Source organism: Micromonospora sp. 4G55, from assembly GCF_016803375.1.
In genome coordinates this window covers 1-11,029 of the sequence record NZ_JAEVHN010000172.1, presented here as the reverse complement: position 1 = coordinate 11,029, position 11,029 = coordinate 1, and the positions used below count along the sequence as shown (strand labels likewise).

Sequence of the window (11,029 nt, the reverse complement as noted above, 5' to 3'; positions counted from 1 at the left end):
CCTGCCCCAGGCGTACGCCCGCTTCCTGGCCGACCGCCTGGAGCCCGCCGCGTCGCTGCTGGTGGTCCGCGACGGGCGCACCTGGCCGGTCAGCGACGATCTGCGGCAGGTGCACTGCCCGGCCAGCCGGGGCGCGCTGGCCGGGTCCACGGTGTCGCTGGTGGCCCGCTGGCAGGCCCTGCCCCAGGCGTACGCCCGCTTCCTGGCCGACCGCCTGGAGCCCGCCGCGTCGCTGCTGGTGGTCCGCGACGGGCGCACCTGGCCGGTCAGCGACGAGGGGCAGGGGCACAGCTTCCAGCTCGGCTGCCCGGGCAGCGGCCTGGAGCCGGTGGACTTCCACCCCGACTCGCACGCGCTGCGCCAGGTGCTCCGGTCGGCCGGCGGCGACGGCGGGCACTGGGAGCCGCCGGAGGTCTCCGCCGCCGGCGAGCACGCCGAGCACGGGGTGATCCCGGCTTCGTCGACGGGGCGCGGCACTGGGGCCGGCGCCGCGGCCATGGGCTGCACGAGGTGCACGTCCCGCAGCCCACCGCGCTCAGCGCGGCCGTCGCGGACCTCTACCGGCGGTGGCTGCGGCGGGCCGGCAAGACCGGCGACCGGCTGGTGGTCGAGTGCGGCCGGCTGCTCGACCCGTGGCAGGTGGTGCGGGCGGGGCTGGTGCCGTACTGGTGCGAGAACGCCACCCGGCGCAGCGTCGACGGGGTGGAGTTGTGGCTGGCCGGCAGCGAGCCGTTCAGCTCGGTGGACGTGCTGCCGGAGTCGCCGGGGATGCGCTCGCCCGCCCTCGCCGGGCTGCCCCAGTGGCTCGCCGTGGCGGCGTTCGCCGCCGCCGCCGGGCGCTCGACCGCACCGCCGCCCGGGGCTACCCGGTCGCCTCGGTGCCCACCCGCCGGGCCACCGAGGTGCTCCGCAACCAGCCGTACGACCTGCCGGTGCCACCGCCGCTCGGGGTGGCCGAGGCGCTCGCCGCGCTGCGCGAGGACGGTGCTCCGATGGGCCTCGCCGTCTCCTGAATCCGGCGGAAATCCGGACGTCCGGCGGTTTCCCGCCGACCCGCCGGACCGAGCTGCCGAAACATCCTCGCGAACCCGGGGTCGCGTGATTGAGTACCTACGGAGCGGGAACACCGCTCGCTGCGACGGACCGAGCACGCCGCGTAGCGTGCTGTCGTCGCTCTCGCGCGTCCGGTGACACCGGCGCGGCACGTGACCAAACTTCCGGCCCGGTGCGTGGCCCGACCACGCGCACGACCGGCTCCCATCCGGGCGGGGGACCTTCCTGAGGGAGGCGCGGATGTTAGGACAGACCACCACAACCACACCACCGCCGACGGAACGCGGCCTGGAGGACCTGGACGCGGCCGCGCTGGCGTACGCGGCGCGGATCGCGGGCCTGCCACCGGAGCGTCGGCAGGAGGCCAGGGACGACCTCGTCCGGTTCGCCCTGCCCTTCGCCGGCCGGCTGGCCCGTCGCTACCGGGGGCGCGGCGAGCCGCTGGAGGACCTGGAGCAGGTCGCCCGCCTCGGCCTGGTCAACGCCGTCGACCGGTACGACCCCGAGCGGGGTTCGTTCACCGCGTACGCGGCGATCACCATCGTGGGCGAGATCAAACGGCACTTCCGGGACCGCACGTGGGGGGTGCACGTGCCCCGCCGGCTGCGCGACCTGATCCTGGAGGTCGGGCAGGCCACCGCGGCGCTGACCAGCGAGCTGTCCCGGGCGCCGAGCGTGGCGGAGTTGGCCGCGCGGCTGGAGACCCCGGAGGTGGAGATCCTCGCCGCGCTGGAGTCGGCCGCCGGCTACAGTCCGGCCTCGCTGAACGCGCCGGTGGGCGGGGAGAGCTCGGCCGAGTTCGGCGACCTGGTCGGCGAGTCCGACAACGCGCTGGAGTCGGTCGACGACCGGGTGACGGTCAGCGGGCTGCTGCACCGGCTGCCCTGGCGGGAACGGCGCATCCTGGCCATGCGGTTCTACGGCAACCAGACCCAGGCGGAGATCGCCGCCCGGTTCGGCATCTCCCAGATGCACGTCTCCCGGTTGCTGTCCCGGGCGCTGACCTGGCTGCGCCAGGCGATGCTCGCCGACGCGCCGCCGCCCTGGCAGAACGGCGCCGCCGAGTGCGAGACCGGCCGGAACCGGATCGCGCTCAAGCGCACCGGCGACCGGGTGGTGGTCGAGGTCGGCGGCGAGATCGACCGGGACGGCGCCGACCAGCTGCGCCGGGTGATGCTGGAGGCGGTCACCGGCCAGCCTCGGGAGGTGGTGGTCGACCTGGACGGCGCCGGCGGGGTCGACGCCGGCGGGATCGCCGCCCTGATGGCCGGCCGCGACGCGGCGGCGCGCACCGGCGTCCCGCTGCGGCTGACCCGGGTCCAGCCCGCGGTACGCCGGTCGCTCACCGCCGCCGGCCTGCCCGCCACCGCCGACGCCTGATCATCGCCGCCCGACCCCGGCACGGCCCGCCCGTGCCGGGGTCGGTGGCTGCTCGCTTCCCGCGACCAGTTACTCGCCACCCCGGCTGTCCGGCTCGGTCACCGCGCCGGCGGCTAGCGGCCGGCGGCCACTCGGTCCCGTCGCTGAGGTGCACGCTGCGGACGGTGGGTGGCCGCGCAGACCCACCTGGCCGACGGCTACTCGGCCGCGTCGCAGACCCACCTGGCCGGCGACCGCTCGGCCGCGTCGCCGAGCCGCCCGCCGCAGGCGCAGGTGGGCGCGCACCGGCACCCCATCCGTAGATCTTGGAAAGTTGCCGTCAGCAGCGAACGGCAACTGTCCAAGATCCATGGTGCCGCCCGCCGCGGCGCGAGGGAGCCACGGGAGGTGACACGGTGCGGCCGCCACCACCGGGTAGCGGTGGTGGCGGCCACGTGGCCGTCGGCGCGGCGAGCGGACGGTCAGTGCTCCTCGGGGTCGCCCTTGGTGTGCGGATGCCGCCAGCGCTCGTCCGGCTCCGGGCGCTCCTGGGCGCCGAGCGGGTTGCCCTCCGGCTCGTCGGTCTGCTCGAAGCTGGGCCGGCGGATCACCTCCGGCTCCGGTACCTCGACCGGCCGGGCCCCGGACTGCGGGGCGGGCTGGTACTCCACCGCCTCCCGGGCGCCGTGCGCGCCCTCGGCCGCCGGCGACTCCGGGACGTGCCGCTCGTGTCGCAGCTCCTCGCGGAACTCCTGGGGCGGGCGGGTGGTGCGTTGCGGCAGGTCGCGGCCCAGGTCGGCGACGTGCGGGCCGTACTTGGCGTCGAACGCCGGGCGCTCGGAGCGGATCCGGGGCATCCGGTCGAAATTGCGCAGCGGGGGCGGGCAGGTCGTCGCCCACTCCAGGGAGTTGCCGAAGCCCCACGGGTCGTCCACGTTCACCATCGCGCCGTACCGCCAGGTCTTCCAGACGTTGTAGATGAAGAACAACGTGGACGCGCCGAGCACGAACGAGCCGATGCTGGAGACCATGTTCAGTGTGGTGAAGCCGTCCTGCGCCAGGTAGTCGGAGTACCGGCGGGGCATGCCCTCGTTGCCGAGCCAGTGCTGCACCAGGAAGGTGGCGTGGAAGCCGACGAACATCGTCCAGAAGTGGATCTTGCCGAGCCGCTCGTCGAGCAGCCGGCCGGTCATCTTGGGGAACCAGAAGTAGATTCCGCCGAAGGCGGCGAAGACGATGGTGCCGAAGAGCACGTAGTGGAAGTGCGCCACCACGAAATAGGTGTCGGTGACGTGGAAGTCCGCCGGCGGGCTGGCCAGCAGCACCCCGGTGAGGCCGCCGAGCAGGAAGGTGACCAGGAAGCCGATGGCGAAGAGCATCGGCGTCTCGAAGGTGATCTGTCCCTTCCACATGGTGCCGATCCAGTTGAAGAACTTCACCCCGGTGGGCACCGCGATCAGATAGCTGAGGAAGCTGAAGAAGGGCAGCAGCACCTGGCCGGTGCCGAACATGTGGTGCGCCCAGACCGTCATCGAGAGGACGGTGATCGCGATGGTGGCGAGCACCAGACCGGTGTAGCCGAAGATCGGCTTGCGGGCGAAGACCGGGACGACCTCGGTGATGATGCCGAAGAACGGCAGCGCGACGATGTAGACCTCGGGGTGGCCGAAGAACCAGAACAGGTGCTGCCAGAGCATCGGCCCGCCGGTGGCCGCGTCGAAGACGTGCGCGTTGAGCAACCGGTCGGCGGCGAGCGCGAAGAGCGCGGCGGCCAGCAGCGGGAAGACCAGGATCACCAGGACGCTGGTCAGCAGCAGGTTCCAGGTGAAGATCGGCATCCGGAACATGGTCATCCCGGGCGCCCGCAGGGTGAGCGTGGTGGTGATCAGGTTGACCGCGCCGAGGATGGTGCCCAGGCCGGAGAGGGCCAGGCCGACCACCCACATGTTGGCGCCGACGCCCGGGGAGTTCTCGACGTCGCTGAGCGGGTTGTACGCCGTCCAGCCGAAGTCGGCCGCCCCGCTCGGGGTGGCGAACGCGGCAACCACGATGGCGCCGCCGAACAGGTAGAGCCAGTACGCCAGGGCGTTGAGCCGGGGGAACGCGACGTCCGGCGCGCCGATCTGCAACGGCACGATGTAGTTGCCGAAGCCGAACACCAGCGGCGTCGCGAAGAGCAGCAGCATGATCGTGCCGTGCAGGGTGAAGGACTGGTTGTACTGCTCGGCGGAGAGGAGCTGCAGACCCGGCCGGGCCAGCTCGGCCCGGACCAGCAGGGCCAGCACGCCGCCGATGAGGAAGAAGATGAACGAGGTCGCCAGGTACAGCAGGCCGATCTGCTTGGCGTCGGTCGTGCCGAGCAGCTTGATCAGTTTGGCTCCCGGCAGGGCCGGCCGGAGCGGGCCGGGAAAGCCGCCGAACCGCGCCGGCGCCAGGATAGCCGGCCCCCGGTCTCGTGCCGGCTCCGTGGTCACCCGTCTGGGCATGTGGCTTCTCACCCCGTCGTCACGACAGAAAGGACGGGCGCGACTACCCGCCCTTCTGCCCATGTAACCAGGCGAGAGAGGGAATTTCGGTCAATTCGCCGGCACGACCGCCCAGACGACCTTTCCGTCGGCGAGCGGGGCGCTGCCCCACCGCTGTGCCATCTCCCGGACCAGCATCAGGCCGCGCCCACCCTCGGCACGCAGCCCCGGGTTGTTCGGCCGTGCCGCGCTGCGGCTGCCGTCGGTCACCGCCACGTGCAGGTACGGTCGACGCAGCGTCAGCGTCACCTGCATCGGCGTGTGCGCGTGCCGCACCACGTTGCCGACCAGTTCGCTGAGCACCAGCGAGGCCGGGCCGACCAGCTCCAACGCGTTCCATCGGCCGCAGGCCTCGCCGACCAGCTCCCGGGCGCGCCGGCAGGCGCCCGCCACCGGCTCCAGGCGGGCCCGCAGTCGGGGGTGCGGCGACCTCGCCGGCCAGCCGGGTCGCCTCGGCGCAGTCCCGGTGCACCGGCACCACCCGGCAGGTGGTGGACTCGGCGAGCCAGGCGGCCGCGTCCGACGGGGGAGCGCAGACCAGCACCGGCACGGCGGGCCACTCGTCCGCCTGGCGGGCCGTGGCGGCGAAGACGGACAGCGCGAGCCGGTCGGCGACGGTGACGTCCTCCAGGTCGATCACCAGCGCGTCCGGCTGGGTGGTGAGGCAGCCCTCCAGCACGGTGTGCACCGACCGCATCGTGCCGAGGTCGAGCTCGCCGTGCAGGTGGACGACGGTCACGGGTGACTCGTCGCGCACCTCGCAGGTGATCCGGCTCGCCATCGGCCCCTCGATTCCGCTCGCATGCCCAGGTCCAGCCAGGTACCCGGGGCTTCTCCGGGTGAAACCGGACCGACCGGATATGGTGGCCGGGTCAGTGGCGATCCCCGTCACGACGGGCGAGCACGCCGAGCGCGAGCATTCCCGCGCCGAGCGCGAGGTGCAGGACGTCGGCGGCGGGGTTGACCGGGATGACGTTCGCCGCGCTGCGATGGTCGACGGCCAGCCCGTAGAGCCACAGCACCAGGTAGACCGCCCCGCCGCCGACCAGGTAGGCGCGCGCCAGCCCGACGGTGCGCGACAGCGCCAGCCCGGCCACGCCGGAGGCCAGGTGCAGCAGGTTGTGCAGCACCGACACCTGGAACAACCCGAACAGCTGGGCGCCGGACTGGTGCCCGGCCAGCCGCAGGTCGGCGTAGTCGCTGGTGATCCCGGGCACGAACCCCAGGGCCCCGATCAGGAGGAACACCGTACCGACGGTGGCGGCGGCCCGGCGTACCGGCGCGCGGCCGTCCGCCGGGTTGCGCCGGGCCCGGGAGTGGGCCATCGGACCGGCCATCGCGCGCTCCCTCCGTCGCGGCGTGGCGTTCCCGCCTCCCGGCCCGACAAACGGGCCCGGACCATGCCGGTCCGGGCCGTGAGAGCGGGGGGTACGCCTCAGGCGACCTGCAACTGCCGGGTCCGGGCGCCGTGCCGGACCCGCTCGTACAGCTCGACGTAGCGCTGCGCCATCACCGCCGGGGTGAACCGGGCCGCGGCCTCCCGCCGGCACTCGTCCGCGTCGAGCAGACTGGCCGCCAGCAGCAGGTCGCCGAGCTCGTCCTCGTCGGTGGTCAGCAGGCCGGTGCGTCCGTGCTCGATCAGCTCGGGCAGGCAGCCGCGGGCGGTCGCCACGACCGGGGTGCCCAGCGCGAGGGACTCCACCACCGCGGTGCCGCCCGGTTCCTCCCAGCGCAGCGGGAACAGCGAGGCCTTCGCCCCGGCCAGCAGGTCGTCGCGCTCCTGACCGGCCACCGTGCCGACCCAGCGGACCAGCTCGCCGTCGACGTGCGGGGCCACCTCGTCGTAGAAGAAGCGCACGTCCGGGTTCTGCCGGGCCTCGTCCCCGGCGGCGGCCAGGTCCTCCGGCCGGTGGTACGGCCCGACCGGGCCGGCGAGCACCAGCGGCACCCCGACCCGCTGGGCCAGCCGGGCGCCCACGTCCTGCCCCTTGCCCGGGTTGATCCGGCCCAGGATGATCGCGTAGTCGCCCTTCTCCGGGCGCGGCGCGCGGTCCGCGCCGACGGCCAGCGGGGTGGACAGGTGCACGTGCCCCACCGAGTGCTCCCGCAGCGCCCGGGGAGCGCGGGCCAGCTGGGAGGCGGAGACGCCGTTGACCCGGACCCGGTCACCGGCGTCCAGGTTGCCGTAGAGCTCGGGGTGCTTGGCCAGGTCCCAGTGCAGGGTGTGCAGCACGGGCGGCCGTCCGGCCCCATGGCGGCCAGGGTGGCCAGCCCGACCGCCTCGACGTGGTCGTGCACCAGGTCGATGTCGTCGCGGTGGTGCAGCTGCCGGATCACCCCGTTGAGGTGGGCCTGGGAGACGCCGCACACCTGGTTGTAGGGGCGTTGCAGGGCGTGGAACTGCCCGTCGGGAAAGACCGAGAACTTCTCGTCCACCGGCAGGGTGCTGCTCTCCACCGAGGCCAGCACCACCCGTACGCCCAGCCGCCGCAGCTCCGGCACCAGGGTGGCGATGACGTTCTCGATCCCGCCGTAGCCGGGGGGCGGCACGGACAACCAGGGTCCGGCGTTCATCAGGACGGTGAGGCTCATCGCGGTGTGGTCCTTCCCTCGGCGGAGACCCGGTCGGCCGTCCGCTCTCCGCCCCCGGCCGGCTCGTGCCGGCCGTCGGGTACCCGTCGCGGCGACCCGCCGCTCACGCCGCCACCGCCGGCGCGGCACCCGGTGCCGCAGCTGGGCCAGCGGCGGGCGCTCGTCCACGGAGACGTCGCTGACCACGATCTCCCGGTTCAGGTTGGGCAGGGCGTCCGAGCCGCCCCGGCGGAACTGGGTGAGCATGGTGGCCGGCATGGTGCCGGGGCTGGCCCAGCCGCGGCGCTGCAACCGCGACCAGGCGGTGTGCATGATCTGCGCGGACATCCGGCCCAGCGCCGCGGTGTCCTGGTGGCGGTGCTTGCGCTCGCCGAGGTCGACCTGGGCGAGGGCGTCGAGGCCGACCAGCTCCAGCAGGTCGATCAGCATCGCCGTCTCGACCCCGTAGCCGGAGACGAACGGCACCTGCTCCAGCACCTCCCGGCGTCCGGCGTACTCGCCGGCGAGAGGCTGTACGAAACCGGCCAGCTCCGGCCAGAAGAGGTTGAGCAGGGGGCGGGCCATCAGCTCCGTCACCCGCCCGCCGCCGTCGGCCTCCACGCTGCTGGCGCCGACCAGCGGCCGGTGATAGAAGCCCTTCACGAAGTCCACCGACGGATCGGTCAGCAACGGTCCGATCAGGCCGGTCACGAAGTGCGGACGGAACTCGCGCAGGTCGGCGTCGATGAAGGCGACCACGTCGCCCTCGGCGGCGGCCAGGCCGGCCCAGAGCGCGTCGCCCTTGCCGGTCAGCCGGGGCAGCCCCCGGGTCATCGCGTCCTGGCTGACCACCTCCGCGCCCGCGGCCCGGGCCACCTGCGCGGTCCGGTCGGTGGACCGGGAGTCCACCACGATCAGCTCGTCGACCAGGGCGACCCGGTCCATCAGGTGTTCGCGGATTGTCGACACGATCGCGCCGACGGTGACCTCCTCGTTGCGGGCCGGCAGCACCACGCTGACCCGGGTGTCACCCTTGGCCCGCATCAGCCGCCGCGTCGGCCAGTCCTCGGCCGAAGTCGTCCGGTAAGTCGCCCATGCCTCCACCACTGGTGAGACGATCGAATCTGTATCCCGCACTGGCACACCCCCAGATCGTGGCGGAAAACGCGGAGTTGGTTTTCCCATCTCCGCCCGCGCGCTAACCGGATCATGCCTAACAGCTTGATCACGGACCGTGCACCAGCCGGTTCCCGGCGGATGAACGGTTCGTTGCCGAACGCACGGGGTTTCGCGTTCGGGCGGTGGGGGGAGTGCTGTTCCCGCGAGTCGGAGAACAGCGTCGAGAGGGTCGAGTGGAATGCGCACGTGCCGGGTGGGACTGGTAGGGGCCGGTGGGGTGGCGCAACGCCATGCCCGCGTGTTGAGCGGTTTCGAGGACGTGGAGCTGCTCGGGGTGCACGACGTGTCCCGGGACGCGGCGACGGAGCTGGCCGGGGCGTACGGCGGCCGGAGCTTCGTCGACGTGGACGAGCTGCTCGCCGCCGGACCGGACGCGGTGTACGTCTGCGTGCCGCCGTTCGCGCACGGGCCGGTGGAGGAGGCGGTCATCGCCGCCGGCGTCCCGATGTTCGTGGAGAAGCCCGTCGCGGTCGACCTGGAGACCGCCGAGCGGATCGCCGCACTGGTGCAGGAGAAGCGCCTGCTCACCGCCGTCGGCCACCACTGGCGCTACCTGCACGTGGTCGAGCGGGCCCGCGAGCTGCTGGCCGACCGGCCGGTGCGGATGGTCAACGGTTCCTGGCTGGACAAGGTCCCCCCAGTGGCCTGGTGGGCGGTGCGGGACCGCTCCGGCGGCCCGGTCGTCGAGCAGGCCGCGCACGTGCTGGACCTGGTGCGGTCGCTGGTCGGCGAGGCGGTCGAGGTGAGCGCGTACGGCGACGGCAACCCGCCACCGGTCGAAGGCGCCGACATCGACTCGGTGACCGCGGCCACGCTGCGCTTCGCCAACGGGGCGGTGGGCACCCTCGCCGCCGCCTGCGTGCTGACCTGGAAGCACCGGGCGGGGCTGGAGATCCTCGCCGACGGCCTGGCGCTGTCGCTGGCCGAGGACGGCCTGGTGATCCGCGACGCCGACGGGGAGCGCCGGATCGAATCCGATCCGGACGGTGCCCGGATCGCCGTCGACCGGGCCTTCATCGACGCGGTGACCGGCGTCGGCGACGACGTCCGGGTGCCGTACGCCGAGGCGATGCGGACCCAGCGGCTGGCCCTCGCGGTCGCCGAGTCGGCCCGTACCGGCCGTGCCGTGACCCTGCCGACCGGCCCGGCGTCCGTGCCGCTGGCCGCCGCGGGGGTGAGCGTCGATGCGTGACAAGGTCGTGGTGGTCAGCGGCCCCGGCGCCGTCGAGCTGGCCGAACAGGATGCCGCCGAGCTGCGCGAGGGCACCTTCCGGGTGGAGACGCTCTACAGCGGCGTCTCCGCCGGCACCGAACTGAGCTTCGTCAAGGGCACCAATCCGTACCTCAACGTGACCTGGAACCCCGACCTCGGCCTGTTCCAGCCCGGTGCGGCGAGCACCCCGTACCCCGTCACCCGGCTCGGTTACATGCAGGTCGGCCGGGTGGTGGAGAGCCGCACCCCGGCCGTCGCCGTCGGCACGGTGGGCGCCATGACGTACGGCCACCGCACCGGCTACGTCGCCGACCCGGTCGCCGAGCGGTTCGTCCCGCTCCCCGACGACCTCGATCCGCTGCTCGGCATCTACGTCGCGCACATGGGCCCGATCTGCGCCAACGGCCTGCTGCACGCCGCCGCCGACCTGTGCGGCACCGACGTGCGTTCGCTCGGCGACGGGGTGCGCGGCCGGCGGGTCGCGGTGGTCGGCAGCGGCGTCGTCGCCCTGCTCACCGCCCTGTTCGCCAAGCGGCACGGCGCCGCCTCCGTGGTGGTGCTGGACCCGACGCCAGCGCGCCGCCAGGTCGCCGAGGCGCTCGGCCTGGAGACGCTCGACCCGGTGGCCGACGACCCGGCCGTGGTGCTCAAGACCCGGTGGAACCACGCCGCCGGGGACCGGGGCGCCGACGTGGTGTTCCAGTGCCGCGGCCAGGCCTGGGCGCTGCACCTGGCGCTGCGCCTGCTGCGTCCGCAGGGCACCGTGATCGACCTGGCCTTCTACCAGGACGGCGCGGACGCCGTCCGGCTCGGCGAGGAGTTCCACCACAACGGGCTCTCGCTGCGCTGCGCCCAGATCGGGCGGGTGCCGCGCGGCCTGACGCCGACCTGGGACCGGGAACGGCTCTCCGCCGAGACCATCGAGCTGCTGCGGCAGTACGGCGACGTGATCCGCAAGCACCTCGTCTCGGCGGTGGTGCCGCTGGAGGAGGCGCCCGCCCTGCTGACCGACCTGGCCGAGCGTCGCCGGCAGGAACTCCAGGTGGTGCTGACCGGCTGAGCCGGGGACCCGCGTCCGGGTGGGCGCGGGCGGCTACCGTCGGCCCATGACCACCGCCGCCGCCCGCCG

7 protein-coding genes and 3 pseudogenes are annotated in these 11,029 nt (G+C 73.6%); 4 read left to right on the top strand and 6 right to left on the bottom strand.

Features of this window, described 5'->3' with window-relative positions; all coding sequences use genetic code 11:
* Positions 1-100 precede the first annotated feature (100 nt).
* Together JNW89_RS16210 and JNW89_RS16205 are read left to right on the top strand one after the other, a co-directional pair.
* A pseudogene (locus JNW89_RS16210) lies at positions 101-1,013 on the top strand (hypothetical protein); the annotation flags it as partial.
* A 280-nt stretch (positions 1,014-1,293) separates the two neighbouring features.
* The gene (locus tag JNW89_RS16205; RefSeq protein ID WP_238449550.1) at positions 1,294-2,433 is read left to right on the top strand and encodes a SigB/SigF/SigG family RNA polymerase sigma factor; all 1,140 of its coding nucleotides are present in this window, start codon (positions 1,294-1,296) and stop codon (positions 2,431-2,433) included.
* A gap of 461 nt (positions 2,434-2,894) precedes the next feature.
* On the opposite strand, the gene ctaD is transcribed toward JNW89_RS16205, so the two are convergent.
* From ctaD to JNW89_RS16180, 6 genes and pseudogenes are all read right to left on the bottom strand, one after another.
* Positions 2,895-4,898 (bottom strand): cytochrome c oxidase subunit I, encoded by a 2,004-nt coding sequence (ctaD, locus tag JNW89_RS16200; protein WP_238449549.1) that lies wholly within the window; start codon positions 4,896-4,898, stop codon positions 2,895-2,897.
* Between the two features lie 90 nt (positions 4,899-4,988).
* The gene (locus JNW89_RS16195; protein WP_238449548.1) at positions 4,989-5,330 is read right to left on the bottom strand and encodes an ATP-binding protein; all 342 of its coding nucleotides are present in this window, start codon (positions 5,328-5,330) and stop codon (positions 4,989-4,991) included.
* A gap of 130 nt (positions 5,331-5,460) precedes the next feature.
* A pseudogene (locus tag JNW89_RS38830) lies at positions 5,461-5,634 on the bottom strand (ATP-binding protein); the annotation flags it as partial.
* A 175-nt stretch (positions 5,635-5,809) separates the two neighbouring features.
* Positions 5,810-6,274: a DUF4383 domain-containing protein gene (locus JNW89_RS16190; RefSeq protein WP_375155106.1), complete on the bottom strand. Its 465-nt coding sequence runs from the start codon at positions 6,272-6,274 to the stop codon at positions 5,810-5,812.
* A gap of 98 nt (positions 6,275-6,372) precedes the next feature.
* Complete coding sequence (locus JNW89_RS38825; RefSeq protein WP_238449547.1) at positions 6,373-7,023, bottom strand: glycosyltransferase; 651 nt, start codon at positions 7,021-7,023, stop codon at positions 6,373-6,375.
* Between the two features lie 623 nt (positions 7,024-7,646).
* A pseudogene (locus JNW89_RS16180) lies at positions 7,647-8,645 on the bottom strand (glucosyl-3-phosphoglycerate synthase); the annotation flags it as partial.
* Between the two features lie 220 nt (positions 8,646-8,865).
* Here JNW89_RS16180 and JNW89_RS16175 point away from each other — a divergent pair.
* Complete coding sequence (locus JNW89_RS16175; RefSeq protein WP_238449546.1) at positions 8,866-9,879, top strand: Gfo/Idh/MocA family protein; 1,014 nt, start codon at positions 8,866-8,868, stop codon at positions 9,877-9,879.
* Positions 9,872-10,960 (top strand): zinc-binding dehydrogenase, encoded by a 1,089-nt coding sequence (locus tag JNW89_RS16170; RefSeq protein WP_238449545.1) that lies wholly within the window; start codon positions 9,872-9,874, stop codon positions 10,958-10,960. Before JNW89_RS16175 ends, JNW89_RS16170 begins: the two co-directional genes overlap by 8 nt.
* Positions 10,961-11,029 lie beyond the last annotated feature (69 nt).

What these genes read in the sequence shown, in the direction of transcription:
- JNW89_RS16205 (WP_238449550.1), top strand. Translation starts at nt 1,294, where the DNA reads ATGTTAGGACAGACCACCACAACCACACCACCGCCGACGGAACGCGGC.
- ctaD (WP_238449549.1), bottom strand. Translation starts at nt 4,898, where the DNA reads ATGCCCAGACGGGTGACCACGGAGCCGGCACGAGACCGGGGGCCGGCT.
- JNW89_RS16190 (WP_375155106.1), bottom strand. Translation starts at nt 6,274, where the DNA reads ATGGCCGGTCCGATGGCCCACTCCCGGGCCCGGCGCAACCCGGCGGAC.
- JNW89_RS16175 (WP_238449546.1), top strand. Translation starts at nt 8,866, where the DNA reads ATGCGCACGTGCCGGGTGGGACTGGTAGGGGCCGGTGGGGTGGCGCAA.
- JNW89_RS16170 (WP_238449545.1), top strand. Translation starts at nt 9,872, where the DNA reads ATGCGTGACAAGGTCGTGGTGGTCAGCGGCCCCGGCGCCGTCGAGCTG.